Annotated in this window: 15 protein-coding genes and 1 tRNA gene; 7 read left to right on the plus strand and 9 right to left on the minus strand. The window is 64.8% G+C overall.

What is annotated here, in order from left to right:
* The first annotated feature begins 45 nt into the window (after nt 1–45).
* Nucleotides 46–1,578, plus strand: a complete 1,533-nt coding sequence (locus tag AC5JJ2_RS23265) for an alpha-amylase C-terminal beta-sheet domain-containing protein (protein WP_495860426.1) — start codon at nt 46–48, stop codon at nt 1,576–1,578.
* Nucleotides 1,579–2,472: 894 nt separating this feature from the next.
* Nucleotides 2,473–3,843 (plus strand): S8 family serine peptidase, encoded by a 1,371-nt coding sequence (locus AC5JJ2_RS23270; RefSeq protein WP_495860427.1) that lies wholly within the window; start codon nt 2,473–2,475, stop codon nt 3,841–3,843.
* Between the two features lie 345 nt (nt 3,844–4,188).
* Here the strand turns inward: AC5JJ2_RS23270 and AC5JJ2_RS23275 are convergent, their stop codons facing one another.
* Complete coding sequence (locus AC5JJ2_RS23275; protein ID WP_495860428.1) at nt 4,189–4,797, minus strand: ISAs1 family transposase; 609 nt, start codon at nt 4,795–4,797, stop codon at nt 4,189–4,191.
* Nucleotides 4,798–4,999: 202 nt separating this feature from the next.
* Here AC5JJ2_RS23275 and AC5JJ2_RS23280 point away from each other — a divergent pair, with 202 nt between their 5' ends.
* Nucleotides 5,000–6,049 (plus strand): PIN domain-containing protein, encoded by a 1,050-nt coding sequence (locus AC5JJ2_RS23280; protein WP_495860429.1) that lies wholly within the window; start codon nt 5,000–5,002, stop codon nt 6,047–6,049.
* A 286-nt stretch (nt 6,050–6,335) separates the two neighbouring features.
* Here AC5JJ2_RS23280 and AC5JJ2_RS23285 read toward each other — a convergent pair whose 3' ends face one another.
* The gene (locus tag AC5JJ2_RS23285) at nt 6,336–6,908 is read right to left on the minus strand and encodes a hypothetical protein (protein WP_495860430.1); all 573 of its coding nucleotides are present in this window, start codon (nt 6,906–6,908) and stop codon (nt 6,336–6,338) included.
* 435 nt (nt 6,909–7,343) lie between these two features.
* Between AC5JJ2_RS23285 and AC5JJ2_RS23290 the strand changes: the two genes are divergently transcribed.
* The 4 genes from AC5JJ2_RS23290 (at nt 7,344) to AC5JJ2_RS23305 (ending at nt 11,750) form a co-directional block, all read left to right on the plus strand.
* Nucleotides 7,344–8,315: a CBASS cGAMP-activated phospholipase gene (locus tag AC5JJ2_RS23290; RefSeq protein ID WP_495860431.1), complete on the plus strand. Its 972-nt coding sequence runs from the start codon at nt 7,344–7,346 to the stop codon at nt 8,313–8,315.
* Nucleotides 8,316–8,399: 84 nt separating this feature from the next.
* On the plus strand, nt 8,400–9,476 hold the full coding sequence (locus AC5JJ2_RS23295; RefSeq protein ID WP_495860432.1) for a cyclic GMP-AMP synthase DncV-like nucleotidyltransferase: 1,077 nt from the start codon (nt 8,400–8,402) through the stop codon (nt 9,474–9,476).
* Nucleotides 9,469–11,274, plus strand: coding sequence for a ThiF family adenylyltransferase (locus AC5JJ2_RS23300; RefSeq protein ID WP_495860433.1), 1,806 nt, complete (start codon nt 9,469–9,471; stop codon nt 11,272–11,274). Before AC5JJ2_RS23295 ends, AC5JJ2_RS23300 begins: the two co-directional genes overlap by 8 nt.
* Complete coding sequence (locus AC5JJ2_RS23305) at nt 11,271–11,750, plus strand: Mov34/MPN/PAD-1 family protein (protein WP_495860434.1); 480 nt, start codon at nt 11,271–11,273, stop codon at nt 11,748–11,750. The genes AC5JJ2_RS23300 and AC5JJ2_RS23305 overlap by 4 nt, the downstream gene beginning before the upstream one ends.
* A 158-nt stretch (nt 11,751–11,908) precedes the next feature.
* On the opposite strand, the gene AC5JJ2_RS23310 is transcribed toward AC5JJ2_RS23305, so the two are convergent.
* The 7 genes from AC5JJ2_RS23310 to AC5JJ2_RS23340 all read right to left on the minus strand — a co-directional run bounded on the left by AC5JJ2_RS23310 (nt 11,909) and on the right by AC5JJ2_RS23340 (nt 16,860).
* Nucleotides 11,909–13,156 carry a tyrosine-type recombinase/integrase gene (locus AC5JJ2_RS23310; RefSeq protein ID WP_495860435.1) on the minus strand — a complete coding sequence of 416 codons (1,248 nt, stop codon included), beginning with the start codon at nt 13,154–13,156 and terminating at the stop codon, nt 11,909–11,911.
* A 180-nt stretch (nt 13,157–13,336) separates the two neighbouring features.
* A tRNA-Ser gene (locus tag AC5JJ2_RS23315) sits at nt 13,337–13,424 on the minus strand.
* A gap of 201 nt (nt 13,425–13,625) precedes the next feature.
* Nucleotides 13,626–14,210 (minus strand): hypothetical protein, encoded by a 585-nt coding sequence (locus AC5JJ2_RS23320; protein WP_495860436.1) that lies wholly within the window; start codon nt 14,208–14,210, stop codon nt 13,626–13,628.
* An 8-nt stretch (nt 14,211–14,218) separates the two neighbouring features.
* The gene (locus AC5JJ2_RS23325) at nt 14,219–14,926 is read right to left on the minus strand and encodes a DNA alkylation repair protein (protein WP_495860437.1); all 708 of its coding nucleotides are present in this window, start codon (nt 14,924–14,926) and stop codon (nt 14,219–14,221) included.
* 36 nt (nt 14,927–14,962) lie between these two features.
* Nucleotides 14,963–15,229: a hypothetical protein gene (locus AC5JJ2_RS23330; RefSeq protein ID WP_495860438.1), complete on the minus strand. Its 267-nt coding sequence runs from the start codon at nt 15,227–15,229 to the stop codon at nt 14,963–14,965.
* A complete protein-coding gene (locus tag AC5JJ2_RS23335) occupies nt 15,226–15,456 on the minus strand; it encodes a hypothetical protein (protein WP_495860439.1) in 231 nt (76 codons plus the stop codon). Before AC5JJ2_RS23335 ends, AC5JJ2_RS23330 begins: the two co-directional genes overlap by 4 nt.
* Before the next feature lie 51 nt (nt 15,457–15,507).
* Nucleotides 15,508–16,860, minus strand: coding sequence for a DUF1501 domain-containing protein (locus AC5JJ2_RS23340; protein ID WP_495860440.1), 1,353 nt, complete (start codon nt 16,858–16,860; stop codon nt 15,508–15,510).
* Nucleotides 16,861–17,116: the final 256 nt, after the last annotated feature.

Consider the following 17,116-nt stretch of genomic DNA (forward strand, 5'->3'; position numbering starts at 1 on the left):
CTTCCGAAGAGCATCCCGCATAATTCCCGAAAGGACGTGATCGCCGTGAGAGTCCGTTCCTGGCTTGCCGGCGGGTTGGCCGTCGTCGTCGCCCTCCTCACCCCCCGAGTGACGCGCGCGCAGGCCGGGTTCGACGACGACCGCGTCATGCTTCAAGGGTTCTACTGGGAATCGTACCGGCACGGCGACCCGGACCCGCGGTTCGTCAAGTTCGGCCCGAAGCGGTGGTACCAGATCGTCAAAGAGCAGGCCGCGACCGTCCGGGACGGGCGGTTCGACCTGATCTGGCTCCCGCCCCCCAGCTACGCCGGGGCACGGAGCGCCGGGTACAACCCCAAGCAGTACTGGAAGCTGGACAACAGCTACGGGGATAGCGCCCTTCACCGGGCCTTGCTGGAGGAACTGCTGGGCAAGGGGGTCGAGCCGGTCGCCGACGTCGTGATCAACCACCGCGACGGGAGCACGACGTGGGCCGACTTCAAGTTCCCCGACTGGGGCCTGGACACGATCACCCGGTTCGACGAGGCATTCACCGACGCCGCCTCCCCCGTCCACGGAACACCCGAGGGCCAGCGGGGGGCGGACGAGGAGCGGGCGGCCGAGTACCGACAGGGCGGCCGGTCGTACGCGTACGGGAGCTTTCGGGACATCGACCACACCAACCGGCAGGTCCAACGGGACGTCATCAAGTACCTGCTTCAGCTGAAGTCCTTCGGCTACCGGGGGTGGCGGTACGACATGGTGCACGGGTACCACGCCAAGCGGTTGGCCCAGTACAACCGGCGCACGGCCCCGACCTTCTCGGTCGGGGAGTACGACTGGGACAAGCACGGCGAGCAGCGGGGCTGGGTATACCACTCCGCGACCAAGCCGGAGGCGGCCGGTCAGGATAGGCTGAAGGCGGCGAGTTGCGTCTTCGACTTCAGCACCCACTTCGCGCTGAAGGACAACAAGGGGAATTACCGGAACTGGTACGCCCTCGACAACGGCCTCGGGATGGTCGGCGACAACACCGACGGCCTGCCCTGGAAGCAGCGGGCCGTGACGTTCCTGGAGAACCACGACAGCGGGTACCGGACGGACGAGGACGGGAACCCCGAGAAGGGGCACGAGCGGGACTTGTTCTCGAACGGGTGGGAGGTCGAGCAGGGGTACGCGTACGTCCTGACGCACCCCGGGATCCCAACCGTGTACTGGAAGCACTACTTCGACTGGGGGGCGCGGCTCCAGTCGCGGATCAAGGCGCTGATCAACGCCCGCAAGGCGGCCGGGGTCCACGCCGGCAGCGTGCTGTCCGTCCAGCAGAACGCCAAGGCCAAGGGGGTGTACGCTGCCCGGGTCCACGGCAGCAAGGGCGACCTGTACGTGCGGGTCGGCGGCACGGACGCCGATTGGGAACCCGCCGCCTCGGACTACGCCGGGTACCGGGAGTACGCGGCCGGCGACGGGTGGCGGGTGTGGGTAGGGTTGCCCGGCAACCCGGCCGTTCAGCAGGTCCCGGTGAAGGCCCCCCTCCCGGTCCCCTCCTACCAAAAGCCCGAGGACATCGACGTGCCGGACCACTGGCTCAACCCCTGACGAAACACGTGCGGGTTTTGATGAGGGCGGAACGCGAGCCCTGCCCCACTTTCTCAGGTGACAGATTTAATGATCTTTACCTGCCCAACTCGTGCGGATGCCCGAACAAGGCCGTCCGCATCCTCCAGAGCGTCTTCGACCGGCTTAACACTTGTTGAACGGTGAAGCCCAGACGGCGAATCAGACGCTACAGCAGACCGGAGCCGCATGTTCGCTTTTCAAAGCATGTAACCTTCTCAGCGGCCCCGGTTGGTGAGCTTGGTCGTTCGGCGGCATAAGACCGACCGGTTGTTCGGCGTGCGATGTGCGTATTCTGGTGTAGGCTCTGGAGTTTAGAGTGTCGCCCTCCACAGACTGCACGGTGTCCCATGCCTCAGCTTGTTGTTCAGCTATCACCATCGGCGGCCGTCGATCTGGCTACTGGTAAGCCGAAGACCTCCGCGGCGCGGGCGGTCGCCCGTGCGGTGAAATCTGCGGGGGGGACTGTTTCCCCGATGCATCCGGGGGCCGCCGATCCGTCCCTGACCAGCTACTTCTCAGTCGAGCTCCCTGGCGGTGAGTCAGCGGCTACTCTGGCCGAGGAACTCGGCCGTCTGCCAAGCGTCGAGGCGGCTTACGTCAAGCCGGAGGACGCCCCCCCCGGCGGGTAGCCGGGTCCACTGGAGCCTTGCGATGGCCCGATCAAGGGGCGACCGCGCCCGCCCAACCGGTGACTCCTCCGCACTCCCGCCGTCGGAGCGGGAACTCGTCGTACTCACCCGCCCGGAGGTCGGGCTCCGCGCATCGGCGGTCGGGGTCGCGTCCTTCGCCGAAGCCGACGTGAGTGGGTTGCAGGAGTTGCTGGCCGAAGCCGGGGCGACCATGGTGCCACTGTTCGGAGTCCAAGAAGACGCGATGACCACACTGGCGAGCACGTTCGCCGAGTTGGACCCCGCCGACATTCCGGCGTTGGCGGCGTACTACCGGGTACTAGCGGAGGACGAGAAACTGGACGCCTTGGCCGGCAAGCTGGCCGAACGTGATGAGGTTGAGGCCGCGTTCGTCAAGCCGCCGGCTTACCCGGCGATGTGGACGGCCGAGGCCCCGCCCCAGACCGAGGAGCCCCCGGCGGGCACGCCGGACTTCGCGACGCGCCAGGGCTACCTGAACGCCGCCCCGGGTGGGATCGACGCCCGGTTCGCCTGGACTCGGCCGGGCGGGTTGGGGGCCGGCGTGCGGATCATCGACATCGAAGGGGCGTGGCAGTTCTCCCACGAAGACTTGCTTCAGAACCAGGGCGGGGTGGTGGGCGGCACCCCGTCCGCGGACCTTGGGTGGCGGAACCACGGGACGGCCGTAGTCGGGGAGTTCGGCGGCGACCGGAACGGCCGTGGGGTGACCGGCATCTGCCCGGATGCGAACGTCAGCGCCGTGTCGATCTTCGGCCAGTCGATGGGCTCGGCCCGCGCGATCCGGCTGGCCGCCGACCGGCTCCGGGCGGGCGACATCCTCCTGATCGAACTGCACCGCCCAGGGCCGCGGTTCAACTTCCAGAGTCGTACAGACCAGCGGGGGTTCATCGCCGTCGAGTGGTGGCCGGACGATTACGACGCGATCCGGTACGCCATGCTCCGCGGGGTGATCGTGGTGGAGGCCGCGGGGAATGGGGCCGAGAACCTCGACGACGCGGTCTACGACGCCCGACCGGCCGGGTTCCCCGCGACGTGGTCGAACCCGTTCCGCCGCCGATCGGGGCGCGACAGTGGGGCGATCGTGGTCGGTGCCGGAGCACCGCCGCCTGGGACGCACGGCCGGAACCACGGCCCCGACCGCTCGCGGCTCGACTTCTCAAACTACGGCGGTCTGCTCGACGCGCAGGGGTGGGGCCGGGAGGTCACGACTACCGGCTACGGCGACCTCCAGGGCGGAACGGTCGAGGACCGTTGGTACACGGACACCTTCAGCGGCACGTCCAGCGCGTCGCCGATCGTCGTGGGCGCGCTGGGGTGCGTCCAGGGCGCACTCCGAGCGCGGAATCGCCCCCTCCTGACCCCGGCGACTGCCCGTCAGCAGTTGCGGGCAACTGGAAGTCCGCAACTGGACGCCCCAGGTCGTCCGGCGACCCAACGGATCGGGAATCGGCCGGACCTCCGCCGCTTGCTGGCCACCGTGGGGATTCCCAAGTCCGCCGAGGACGGAGGCGGCGAGAGCGGAGACGGGAGCGACAACGCTGGGCCCGTGACGATCAACATCCGACGCGGTAGTGTGACAATCAACGTCATCTGACTTGTCTGGCGGAACCCGGGTTTGCAACGCCGGGTCGATTTCCGGCGACCCGGCGTTGCAGTCCAACCGTCGATTGACTGGGCGGAACGTCGCGGGGTCCAGGACATATACATCGGAATAACCGGTCGATGGTCATTCGGAACTGTTGTGACTTGACGCAAAAAGTTCATACTTTCATGAGGCCGGCCGTGGAGCACCAAAATGCCACAGACGAACTTGATCAACGCGACCTTGCCTCTGGCAAGTTGCCGCTTGCCACTTATGATTCATCGGCTACCTCGCCTACTCTGTCCAATGCCGCAGCGGCTTTCGATATTCTCTCGTTCCCCCGCAGGGCGAACGCATCTATTTTGCCTTGAATCTGCACAGGATCTGTTCGAGGTACTCCTCGTCCAGGGCCGCGCTGAGCCGCTTCACCTTGATACTCCCGCGGCCGGGGTCTTGCTCGAGCAGCGAGGCCGCCACCCGCCGGATGACGCCCAGGTTCGCCCCGGCGTTCGTGTCGCGGGTCCGGTTCGCGTCCTCCCGGAAGGCCACATCGAGGCACCAGTGCAGCCCGTTCTCGATCCCACAGTGCCCGCGGATCAACCGGCCCAGCTCGGCCGCCGTCGCCCGCAGGCTGGTGAGGTAGAGGTGGGCCGTACTCGCGTTCCGGCCCTGCACCTCCCGCTCCCGGCCGACCACCACGACCACGTCCGCCCACCCATCCGGCAGGCTCTCGGGGTCGGGGATCACGGTGACGTACCTCTCCTCGTGCCGCCCGTGCCCGTCCTCCACCGTGGCACTCATGTCGCACCCGGCGAACTCGGTCCCGGCTGCCCGGTCGAGGGCCGCCACGACCGCCGCCGCGTGCAGGGCCGGCTGGTTCCCCTTCACCGCGACCAAGTAGTCCCCGCCTTGCTCCGGGACCTGCCGCAGCGTCGCCTTCTGGCACCCGGCGGTGTCGAGCGTCACAAGCGCCTTCCAGGTCCAGTCCCCGCAGCGGGTCGGGGACGACGGCGATCTCGTGGCTCCCGGCCGTCACGCACGTCGTGCCGGATCCGCTGGGGATCGGCTCCAGCCGTGGCCACCGCGTGCTGTAGATCAACCGCTTCAGGGAGCGGGACGGGCAAAGGTGGGGTGAGGCGGCTGGAGCGTTGGCTCCGGGGGGTGAGCGGTGGCGGACGAGCGATTCATCAACGTGTTCCTGGACACGCAGTTCTTCGACTCTAACCAGATGGACTTCGCCAACAAGACGTTCGAGGTCCTGCGGCTGAACGTTGCGGCAGGTCACATCCACGTTTTCTCGACCTCGGTCACGCAGCGCGAGGTGGAGCGGCATGTCCGGGAGCGCGCCGCGAAGGCCCACGAGAAACTCGACGCGGCGCGGAAAGATCCCTTGCTGAAATATGTGAAGGAACCGCCTTTCGATGTCTTCCACGCGGGGCCGACGGCAGAAGACATCAAGAGCGTGATGCTTGCCCAGCTCAAGGAGTGCTGGGGGAGCCTGCGGACGACGACGTTGCCGGTCAACGACATAAACCTCGGCTCGGTTCTCGACGATTATTTCAACGTCCGGCCGCCTTTCGGAACGGGTAAGAAGAAGGCCGAGTTCCCGGACGCCTTCGCCGCGCAAGCGCTCAGAACTTGGTGCAGGACAAACGGGCAGAAGATGCACGTGGTCAGCGGCGACGGCGACTGGCAAGCAGTCTGCGACGCGGTGCCCGAGTTCATCCTCAAGAAGGAGCTGGCCGAGGTGCTCGGGCGGTTCCCCGACGCCAGGATCTCGAAGGCGATCCGCGGGTGGATCGGCAGCAACGCGGCTGTGGTGCAAAAGGCCATCTCGGGCGGGTTCCGGGATTACATGTTCTTCCGCCGGCCGCAGTATGAAGGCGAGCTGCTCACCGTTGACGTGACACGGTTGCGCATCGACGACACCCACGTGATCCATCTGGACAAGGGTGTCGCCACCGTCGAGGTTCCCTGCAAGATCGCGTACCGCTTCACGAAGCAACGCACGGAGGCTCCGGACATCCACTGCCTCATCTCGCTCGGCGACCCGGGACCGATCATAGAGGGGAAGTTGAAGTCGAAAGCCGTGGCGGAGATGACCATCCGGTACGACGAGAGCGACCCGACGCGGTGCTCGATCGAGAACGTCGGCATCTCACTCCGCCGCCCTTTCGCTGAGGGCTACGGGAAGAACCTGGGCTCGGCCGAGCCCTGACCTCGGCCCTATCACGAGAAACTTTGACCATACCGTCGAATCATCAGCTTGAGTTTCCGGTCCCGCGGGACTGGCAAGAGTTCCAGCGGATGACCTGCGACCTTTTCCGCAAGCTCTGGAGGAACACGCACGCGCAGGAGTCGGGGACGCAGGGCGCAAGACAGCACGGCGTCGATGTCTTCGGGGTGAGCGGGAAGAAGAAGCGGGTCGAAGGCGTGCATTGCAAGCGGACGATCAAGCTGACGGCCGACGAGGTCAGGGAAGGGTACAGGAACCCGGCACTTGCTCAGAACTGCGAGACGCGGACGCGGAAGGCATCGAGTTCGAGGTCGTGTTCCTGGGGCGCGCCCTGCACCGCCGATATCGACCGCCCGAAGTCGTCGGCTTCATCCGCTTTCTGTAGGACCAAGATCAGGTAGCGTTTGACCGATGAGTGAACGGCGAGCAGCCGCTCCACGTCGCGGAAGTAGCTGTTCTTCTTCTCCGCGTCCTTGGTGCCGCTGAGGGTCTGCTCGATCTCCTCGAACGTGACCGGCACGCGCGCTCCAGGGGTCGGCGGGAGAAGGCGAGTGAGGTCGTGGGCACCGCAGAAGTTCTTGTTGCTGTAGCCGCGCTGGCCGTAGACCTTCACCTCGGCGATCATCTCGGTCGGAAGCCCGCAGTACAGGTCGTGCTCCGGGCCATCGTCGTAGTATCGGCAATTCACCAGGAAGCCGTTGTCGGCCGTGATGAAGTGCCGGAAGAACTCCCCGTGCAGCCAGCCCTCCCGGCAATTGTTCGCGTTCAGCCCGATGCCGAGGCTCGGTTCGATCTGCCGGAAGAAGTCGAAGAATCGGTCCACCCAGTTCATCGCTTTCATCCTCGATCAGCTCGTCTGCCACTCGCGATAGGGTTCACCTGCCAACCTGACGGAGAAGGGCCTCCGTTTCGGCCAAACTGACAGTAGTTCACTAGGTGTCTTTTGTGCAGATAGAACAATTGCTGACGGAAGTGCTTGCTGGTTGGCAATTTGCGTAGAAGTGCCGCAATCGTAACGCTGCTGGCACGCGAGGTGCGTAAAATCACAGCAATCACGATGAGTGTTCGTGAGCGGACTAACCCATTGTGCTTACGCCTGTGATATAGCTCAGGTTCGTGGCGTCCACAAAAAATTCCGCGTGAGCTGCTACCGAGCTAGGCCAAGGGACTCGGCGCGGACATGCTGTAAAGGATTTTGACGTGTCCGGTCGCCTCACTTCCCGGCGACCCCATCGCCTTAATCTGCAACTGGGAATGCTCTTTCGGGGTACGTGAGTTGAACAGTCAAAGTCCACGGGTATTCCGCGTCCTGAGCGTGGACGGCGGTGGCTATCTCGGACTCGCAACAGCATCATTCATCAAGGGCATCGAGCACCACCTCGGCATTCGCTTCTCGGATAGCTTCGACCTCTTCTGTGGCACCAGCACCGGTGCGATCCTTGCGCTCGGCCTCGCCGTCGGCCGCTCGGGTGCCGAACTGACCGACCTCTACCGGCGACTCGGTAAGAGCATCTTCGCCAATCCGCGTTTAACGCGGGGATACGGGATGAAGGCGCGGTACGACAACCGCCCCCTTCGGCAGTCGCTCAAAGCCGAGTTCGGGCAAGCGACCCTCGGCGACCTGTGCAGCAACGAGAAGTTCGCGATGGTCACCGCCTTTAATCTCACCGACGGCGAGCCTCGCATCTTCAAGACCGACCACGCTTCTCACCTGACGCTCCACAACAAGTACCTACTCTCGGACATCGCCCTCGCCAGTTCAGCGGCCCCGTTCTACTTTCCGGCGGTCCCGGTCAGGAACCCGATAAACGGTGTCACTGAACTGTACTGCGATGGCGGCGTGGTCGCGAACCACCCGGCCCTGCTCGGGTTCTCGGAAGCCGTCTCTGACTTGAAAGTGCCCCCTGGGGAAATCCGCATCCTGTCGCTCTCGACGCCAGGTGAAGACTTTGCCGAGGGAACAACAACGCTTACAAACGGAGACCGTGGTCTCGCCAAGTGGCGGGCAAAACTGCCCTCTATGTTCATCGAGTCGGGGGCGGCAATCGCGGACCAGATACTTCGGCGATTGATCAACGCGCTGCCCGAGGAATCGAGGCCACGGTACGAACGGGTGGAGATGCGAAACCGGGACGGCCTCGCGATGGACTGCGCGACGCCAGCCGCCACCCGCGCTCTCGACCACGAGGGCGCGACTCAGGCGTCGTACAACTCGGTCCGGGATCAAGTGAAGCGGATCATCGGTTAACCCGGAATGCGGAGTATTTGGTGCCGGGCCGACCATTCGGCGCGGGGCCTGTTCCTGACATGCTGACAAGGAGAATCTGTGGAGATGTTCAACTGCGCGGATGATGTCCTGGCCTACCACGACGACAAGATTACCCTGCCCGGAACGGAGCGTGGGAACATGCGGGAACGGCGAAACGCCAACCGCACCCGGCTCAAGAACGGGCTGAAGAAGGCCGGGAAGCCTGCCCCGGTTAAGTTCAAGAGTCAGGGGTCTTACGCGATGAAGACCATGACCCAACACGACGACAACAAGTACGACATCGACGACGGCGTGTACTTCTTGAAGGAAGGCCTGGTCGGGCCCCGGGGCGGGGAAATGTCGGCTCTGGAAGCGCGACAGATGGTCCGCGACGCCGTGGATGATGGCAGCTTCAAGAAAGCTCCCGAGGTCAAGAAGAACTGCGTCCGGGTTCACTACGAGGAAGGTTACCACGTGGATCTGCCGGTCTACCGGCTGGTGACCACGAAGAACATCTTTGGCCAGGAGGAGCAGCACGCCGAACTGGCTAGCTCCGACTGGAAGCGGTCCGACGCGCGGGACGTCACCGACTGGTTCGACACGGAGAATCAGCGTCAGAGCCCGGATACCACGAATGGCCGCCAACTCCGGCGGATCACCCGCGAGATCAAGAAGTACGCCCGCAGCCGCCCGAGCTGGGAGTCGCAAATCCTCAGCGGCTTCGGCATCACCAAACTGGTGACCGAAGAATTCCGGGCCGACGCCGACCGGGAAGACAAGGCCCTCTACGACACGATGAAGGCGATCCGCGACCGGCTCCGGTGGAACCTGGTCGTCGTTCACCCGGTCACGGAGGGCGACACCATCACCAAAGGCAACGACGACCCGAAGGCCAAGTTCCTCCGCGAACGGCTGACCGAGGCCATCGACAATCTCGCGCCGACCTTCGAGTGGGACTGCACTCGCGAGAAGGCGCTGAAGTGCTGGGACAAGGTGTTTTACACCGATTTCTTCAGCAATCGCCTGGAGAAGACTGCGACCAACGAGTCCAAGGCCTTCGCCGCGCCGAACATCCTGACCTCGGGAATGCTCCGGGATGCGGCAAGCGATCCTGTGGTTCGGGACGCCGTCCGCAAGGAGGGCGGCGGTCGTTATGCCTGAGCAAGAAGTTACAGACCCACTCGCGCTGCACCAGCACGCCGTGGACGTAATTGGGGCCTGGGCGAGCAGCCTCCCGGGTGGACGCGTACTTCGTCCCGACGAACTGAGTGCGTACCCGAAGCGTGCGGCATTCGCGGGCTGGCGGCTTGAGGTTGCTTTTTCGGATCGAACCCGACGAATCGATTTACTTCTGGAGAACGGATTCCCACGAAGGCCACCCCGGGTCATGCTGGTGGATCGCCCCAAATTCCTGACGTGGCCTCACGTCGAGGAGGATGGGGCGCTTTGCCTTTTGGGGGGAAGCGCGGAGGTGGATCACTCCCACCCCGCCGAGGTCGCGCAAAACCTTTTGGCCGAAGCCGCAGACCTGATCGAGGACTTGATCGCCGGCCGCAGGCAGGATGACTTTCGGTCAGAGTTCTATTCGTACTGGAATCGCTCGGTCAAACCGCAAGCACCGGAAGTTTACAGCCTGCTGGAACCCAGGCCGCCGAGCCGGATGGCTCGCGTCTGGCGCGGCCGGAGCTTCTACCTCGTCGGCAACGAGGCGGCGATTACCGCGTGGATGGATAATCGCGACCCGCGCGGCGGGCCGTGGGATACGTCGCCCGCACCTGTGCTCTGGCTGGACAAGCCACTTCTTCCGAATGAGTTCCCGCGATCCGCGGCGGACGTGATGGCCATCGCGCGGCGGTGCGGCGGCGAACACCTCTTGAAGCAACTGGCCAGTGAAGACGCAGGCGGCGTTGTGGTGGTGATCGCGGCCGACACGCCGAACGGGCCGTGTCTGGCAGCGGTGACCTTGGTTCCGCAAGCTGGGCGCAGGCAGCGGCAAGCACGGCCCGATGAACCCATCCCCGGCTTTCGTCCTGGGAAAGCCCCAAGGCAGTTGCTCGTCAGACGGATGTACGGCGGCGGCACCGCGGTTCGGTCAACAGTCGAGCGAGCAGACGCCGCTTGGGTCTGCGGCCGGGGTCAAGATCCGCGTTTAGGACGCCTTCGGGAAGCAACTGTTGCGGTGTTGGGGTGCGGTTCTGTGGGAGCGCCGACGGCCCTGCAGTTAGCCGGGGCAGGTGTCGGTCGGCTGTTTCTTATCGACCCGGAGTTGCTGAAGTGGGCGAACACCGGACGCCACCCGCTTGGAGCGTCGGCGGTAGGTCGAGCGAAAGCGGATGCACTTGCGGAGAAGATTCGAGCAGACTATCCGCACGTCCTGGGTGTCGAGTCCTTGTTCGCTCGGTGGGAAGAAGTGGAACCGGTCGCGTTGAAGAAGCTCGCCTCCTGCGACCTGATCGTGAGCACCATCGGTAATTGGGCTGCGGAGTCGGGACTGAATGCGTGGCACCGCGCCAACAGGCGCGGTCCCATCGTTTACGGATGGACCGAAGCTCATGCCTGCGCGGGCCACGCCGTCGCGATCTTCCAGCCGGGCGGTTGCCTTCAGTGCGGATTTACGGGTGCGGGCGCTCCGCTGTTGCGAGTGACGGACTGGCCCGCCGGGGGAACTGTTCACCAGGAACCGGCCTGCGGTGCAACTTACCAACCCTACGGCCCTGTTGAGCTTGGGCATATCGTTTCCGTCGTCGCGGAGACAGCGCTCGACTGTCTGCTCGGCGCGGTAGACAAGTCCATGAGCCGGACCTGGGCCGGTCGCCTTGCTCTACTCGAAAACGCGGGGGGCAAGTGGAATCCAGAATGGCTGTCGGCGACGGGCAACCGGAATAAGGGGGGATTTGTTGAAGAGCGGGAATGGCCTGTCTCGCGCACGTGCGTCGAGTGCGGGGCGGTTGCGGCATGATCGCCTATCCCATCGGTACATCCGGCCAGACGGTCATTCTGGCAGACGGAGTTGTTGAGTACCTCATACGGCACCGCCAACTCAAGCGCGGACAGACGGAAGCCGGGGGCCAGATGTTCGCCCGGATCGAGGGCGGCGAAATCACCGTCGTCGAGGTCACGGGGCCGAGGCCAACGGACCGCCGGACGAGAACAGCCTACCTTCCTGACCGAAAAGCAGAGCGGGCGGAAATCGCTGACCGATTCGCCCGTGGGTTGCACTTCGTAGGCGACTGGCACACGCATCCGGACGGGCGTCCGCGTCCGTCCGGGCCCGATCTTGAAAGCATGACCGAGTGCTTCAACAAATCCGCCCATAGCTTGAACGGGTTTCTGTTGCTGATTGTCGGGCAGGTTGATCCGCCCGAAGGCTTTAGCTTGTCGATCCACGACGGGAAGAGTTACCACTGCTTGGCGTCTCGGGATGCAGCGAAGTGATGGTACTAGAGCCGGTGCCATGCACAGTTCGTCCCTGCCTTGTCATCCCGTCGCCGTCGTGTGGCCCTCGGAGCCCATGGGTTCAAGGGCCGCAACGCGAGATAGCGTGTCGAATGATGTACCATCTTGCGTACTCCGATCCGACCCATTGAAGCGAATTAATTGGCATGGGTATCAGAATGTGGATTACACGGACCGTACACACGCATAACGGCCGAGCGTCGCTGGGCCGGGAACAGGTGCCGATACCGGGCCTCCATCTCGGCCGTCTGATGACCCATCAACTCGCAGATGACGCGGCTATCGACGCCCGCGGCCGCAAGGTTCGACGCGAACGAGTGTCGGAAGGCGTGGAAGCCACGGAGGACTTCCCACTTGCTCCCGCTGACGCCGGTGCGGAACACTCGCCACGCCCGTGTATCGACGATGAGTTCGTTCGGCACAGTGGCGAACGTCACTTCACCGCCGGGGTGCTTCGTCTCAAGAAAGTCGGTCATCACCTCGGCGACGAAGTCCGTCATGTCCACGGTGCGTTGCGTCTCGTTGCTGTGGCTCCGCTTCTTCTCGCGGAAATGAATCAAACGGGCCTCGAAGTCGAAGTCTTCGACGCGGGACCGGAAGAGTTCGCTGCGGCGGGCTCCCGTGTGCGCCGCGACGACTAGAAATGGATACAGCCACGTCGTCTTGGTGCGGCGCTTCACATGCTCGAGAACTTCCGCAACTTCCGTCGGGTTCAGGAAGAGGCCATCCCACAACTCACGAAGACGCTTGGGAGTCAGTCCGGGGCTGCGAGCGATGATAGATTGGATCTGCTCGTAGGTACGGAACGGCTCGGCCTGCCTCTCCTTCGCGTAAACAAGATCACAGCCGGGGTACCGCATAGGTGCTTGCCCCTGCCGGAACGACCAGTTCCAAACGTAGCGGAGCGTGGCTACCGCTTTCTTAATCGTCTTCGCCTTGAGCGGATGGCCGTTGTGTTGTTCGCGGCTCCTCGCGTCGATGAACTGCTGGATGGTGCCGGACGTGATCTCGCTGAGCGGTCTCTTCTCACCGATGATGCGCATCAAGTGGGCCAAGTGGATGTCCTCCATCCGGCGGGTAATCTCTTCCTTTGCCCCTTTCGTAAACGTTTCCTGATACCGCTTCACGATGTCGCCGAGCGTCGGCATGCGGACGATCTCGACGCTCTTTTCGAGCTTGCCGTCGGAGATCAGGAACAAGCCGAGATCGGCTCCGGTTGGCACAGCTATTCGCCCACGCTCGACAAGCCGTAGGTTTTCCTCCAACCGGATGCGGCACGCCTCGGCGTCCTGGCGGTCCGGTGATTTCAGGTTCACGCGGTACAAGCGGTCGTTAAAGCGGAACGACAACCGGAAGCTCTTGCCGCGAGATTCGACCCAGGCCATGCGTCATCCCCCGTTAGATTTTTCGGGAGTGGGCAAGCGACGCGAGCCCAACGTGGGAGCAACGTTGCTCCCATTTTGCTCCCAAGACGGGTTCCGTTGGCAAAGGGGTCAGCCTGACGATTTGCTGAATTCGCTTACCTTCCAAGGCAAAAAACGTGATTCTCGCGAGGTTAAATTGAGCGGAGCGGGAGGGATTTGAACCCTCGATACGGGGTTGCCGTATACGGCATTTCCAGTGCCGCCTCTTCAGCCGCTCGAGCACCGCTCCAGCACCAACACCGACACGCGGACGGACCCGGAAGTTCGCCCGCGGACCATCATCCTATGACGACCGCCGACGCCGGGGAAGTGCCCGACTTCCGAAGTCCGGCTTCGACTTCGGAAGTCGATCCCACGCGGAAGCGTTCGCGGTGATGGCAGACGCCCCTCATTCCGTTCGACTTCCGAAGTCGAAGCCGGACTTCGGAAGTCAATCGTCCTCGCTCCACTGCGGGAGCACGCCGAACAGCTCGAAGTCGATGTTCTGCACGCCGACCGCGGCCGTCAGCTTTTCCAGCACCTTCCGGCCCGTGTTCGGCGGCAGGAGGTGCGACGTGATCGTGATCGACTCGCCGGCCTCGCCGCGGATGTTCAGCCGGAACGGCAGGTTGTCCGCCCGGCGGGTGACGTAGGCCCCGGCGTCGTTCACCCCGGTGAACGACAGCAGCGGGTTGTCCGTCACCATCTGCACCGTCGCGTGCCGCACCTCCCCCCACTCCAGCTCCACCTCCCGGTGGCCGGACACGTAGACGACGCCGCCCTTGCGGAGCTGGAACAGGATCGGCTGCCGGGTCATGGCCTTCACCAGGAATCCGACGCCGCCGAGGACGAGCACGCCGGCGATGATCGGGACGGCGACGTGCCACCGGAGGAGCAGCGCGGCGGTCGCCAGGACCAGCCCGCCGACGAGGACGGCCGCGGCGAAGACGGCGTTCGCCGTGTCCACCTTCGTCTGCACGCCCTCGACGAGCAGCTTGCCGAGCGGGTCGCCGTCGCCCTTGTTCTTCTTCGCCATGACGAGCCTCAGCACGCGGCCGACTTCCGCTTCTTCCCGACGCGGCCCTTGTCTTCCAGCATCGCGATGTACGCGGCGGCCTCCGGCACTTTACAGTCCGTGTCGCCCATGTCCACGTGAACCTTCCCGAGCGTCTTCGCGACGGCCTTCGCCTTCGGCAAGAGCGGCGCGACGAACGCGGCCACGGAAATGACGAACTGGTTCATGCAGTACTTCGTCCGGTTCGGGGCGGCGGCGATCTCCCGCGGCACGCGGTCGAGCAGCTCGACGATCTCGTCGAGGTCCAGCTCGTCGTCCGGCTTGACGGAGATGAGGCTGCCGTAGGTGGACCACCCGGCGACGGAGATTTGCTCCTTCTTCGAGTCCATCCACTCGAGCGCCAGCTCGCGGCCGAACTTCGACTCGGACGCGGTCCAGGGGACGGTGTAGCCGCTGAGCATGTACCAGTACGCGGCCTTGACCCACTTCTGGAGCTGCGCCTTGGTCATCTTCATCGGCTCGGCGACGAGGCCGGCGAGGTACATGGCGTCCGCGTTGCCGGTGTCGTACAGCGCGAGGGCCAGCTGGTGGTTCTTCTTGACCTTCTTCTGGATCGTCTTGAGGTGCTCGATCTTGACGCCGAAGATCGGCTCGCGGGCCCCGTGGCGGAGCCAGGTCTTCTTGGTCTGGGCCGTCCCGTTCGCTTCCAGGTCGGCCATGATGTCGGCGAGGGTCATGGGGCACTCGTGGGGAAAGAGTGGCGTTCGCCAAAGTCATCCGCGTTTGGGAATTCTTCGGACGTGAACGATGCGAACCACCTGCCCGTTCTTGAAAACGCGGAACCACAGGGACATGGGAAGGTGAATGGCCAGGCGCAGGTTCCCCTGCCGTGACTCGCCCACGTCGAGCGAGTCGCGTTCGATGTCACGAATGGTGTTCTCCACAATGGCGGCGATCGTGTCCCGGTCGGAGACGGTCGCCGCCACCCAGATGTCGGCCAACTCGTCGCGGGCCACTTCGTCCCAGTCGATCCACGTCATGCGAGCTTCCTCAGGTACTCCATGACCTGCGCCGTCGTGTACTTCGGCCCGTCCGAGTTGGCCCGGCGTTCCATCTCCGCGTAACTGATGCTGGCGAACTCCGGGATGATTTCGCCCGCCGGGACGAACTGGCCCACGAGGTTCCCGGCCTCGTCCCGGAGTTCCACTCGCTTGCCGGCCGCCAACAGCTTCTCCCGCAGCCCGGCGTCGATCACGATCGTGCTCATACTCACTCCTCGAAGGTCAAACCGTCTTCATTGTACATCCGGCCACCAGAATCACAACACCCCCGGAATCGGCGTCCCGGCCGGCAGCACCGGCAGCGGGCGGTTCTGCCGGTCGATCAGCATCTGCTCCGGGTCGAGGCCGACGGCCGCGTACAGCGTCGCGGCCACGTCGCCCGGCGAGTACGACAGCCCCGTCGGGTACGCCCCGTTCTTGTCCGTGCCGCCGATCACTTGGCCGCCCCGCGTGCCGCCGCCGGCGAAGAAGATCGACCCGGCCGGCCCCCAGTGGTCGCGGCCGCCGGCCTTGTTGATCTTCGGCGTCCGCCCGAAGTCGGTCAGGAACAGCACGAGCGTGCTGTCGAGCAGCCCCCGCGCGTGCAGGTCGCCGAGCAGCGCGGCGAAGGCGCGGTCCATGCCGGCGACGTGGTACGGCTTCTTCGCCATCTCGCAGATGTGCGGGAAGTTCTGCCCGGCCGCGTTGTGGTTGTCCCACAGGTTGCCGTACTCCGGGTCGTACCCGTAATCGACGAGCACGAACGGCGCGCCCGCCTCGACCAGCCGCCGGGCGAGCAGGCACCGCGACCCCACCTTCGTCTTGCCGTACTGTTCGCGGGTCTTGTCCGACTCGCGACTCAGTTCAAAGGCCGCGCGGACGGTCGGCGACGTGAGCATCGAGAACGCGTCCTTGTACTGGTCGGCGACGCCTTCCGCCGCGTCCGCCTGCCGCAGCGCGTCGTCGAGCTTGGTGCGGAGCAGCTGCCGGTCGTCGAGCCGCTCGTCCGTCAGCCCCGCGAGGGGCGTGACGCCCTGCTTGGTGAAGTCGTCCTCGGCGGCTTCCTTGACGAACGCGGTGAAGTCGTCGTTCTTCGGCTTGCCGCCGGTGGCGAACGGGGCGTACTGGCCGCCGAGCCAGCCGCCGGTGAAGAGCTGGTACGGCGGCGGCCCCGGCCGCGTCGTGCCGGGCACGGCGATGTAGCCGGGGAACCCGGCCCGCCCGCCGCGGAGCTTCGCGTGGATCGCGCCGACGTTCGGCTCCGTGAGGATTTGCGCCGCCGTCGTCTTCCGCCCGGACAGGCCGTAGCTCTGCGCGAGCAAGTGGTCGTCGGTCGCCGGCGAGAAGGTGCGGACGAGGGCGAACTTGTCCGTCTGCCGGGCGAGGCCGGGCATCGTCTCGCAGAACCGGACGCCGGGCAGCCCGGTCTGGATGGTGCCGAGCGACCCGCGGATTTCTTCCGGCGCGTCCGGCTTCGGGTCGAACGATTCGTGGTGCGTGACGCCGCCCGCCATCCACAGGACGAGCACGGACTTCGCCTTCGCCGGCGCGTTGGCGCGAGCGCCGGGCAGGACCGACGCGGCGAGGCCGACGGAGCCGATGCGGAGCAGGTCGCGGCGGGACAGGATCATGACGAGGCTCGCGGGTGAAGAGCGGACCGGCGGGAGGCTCGATTATCGGGGAGGGGACGGTTGAAAGCAACGGGTTTCGCCCGTCGTGGCGAGCCGAGCGGCGTAAGCCGCCGGGTAAAGGGAGCGTAACCCGGCGGCTTACGCCGCTCGGCTCGCCACTTACACTCACCCTAAAAACTTTGCGCCCGCAACGTTTTTATCGTTGGAACAATTCTCGCACATCTGTTACAACCTTGTCATCCGTCCCATTCCTCCC

It is taken from the genome of Limnoglobus sp., from assembly GCF_059499385.1.

Coding starts and splice junctions, on each gene's coding strand:
- AC5JJ2_RS23270 (WP_495860427.1), top strand. CDS start 2,473: ATGACCACACTGGCGAGCACGTTCGCCGAGTTGGACCCCGCCGACATT.
- AC5JJ2_RS23285 (WP_495860430.1), bottom strand. CDS start 6,908: ATGAAAGCGATGAACTGGGTGGACCGATTCTTCGACTTCTTCCGGCAG.
- AC5JJ2_RS23295 (WP_495860432.1), top strand. CDS start 8,400: ATGTTCAACTGCGCGGATGATGTCCTGGCCTACCACGACGACAAGATT.
- AC5JJ2_RS23300 (WP_495860433.1), top strand. CDS start 9,469: ATGCCTGAGCAAGAAGTTACAGACCCACTCGCGCTGCACCAGCACGCC.
- AC5JJ2_RS23305 (WP_495860434.1), top strand. CDS start 11,271: ATGATCGCCTATCCCATCGGTACATCCGGCCAGACGGTCATTCTGGCA.
- AC5JJ2_RS23310 (WP_495860435.1), bottom strand. CDS start 13,156: ATGGCCTGGGTCGAATCTCGCGGCAAGAGCTTCCGGTTGTCGTTCCGC.
- AC5JJ2_RS23320 (WP_495860436.1), bottom strand. CDS start 14,210: ATGGCGAAGAAGAACAAGGGCGACGGCGACCCGCTCGGCAAGCTGCTC.
- AC5JJ2_RS23325 (WP_495860437.1), bottom strand. CDS start 14,926: ATGACCCTCGCCGACATCATGGCCGACCTGGAAGCGAACGGGACGGCC.
- AC5JJ2_RS23330 (WP_495860438.1), bottom strand. CDS start 15,229: ATGACGTGGATCGACTGGGACGAAGTGGCCCGCGACGAGTTGGCCGAC.
- AC5JJ2_RS23335 (WP_495860439.1), bottom strand. CDS start 15,456: ATGAGCACGATCGTGATCGACGCCGGGCTGCGGGAGAAGCTGTTGGCG.
- AC5JJ2_RS23340 (WP_495860440.1), bottom strand. CDS start 16,860: ATGATCCTGTCCCGCCGCGACCTGCTCCGCATCGGCTCCGTCGGCCTC.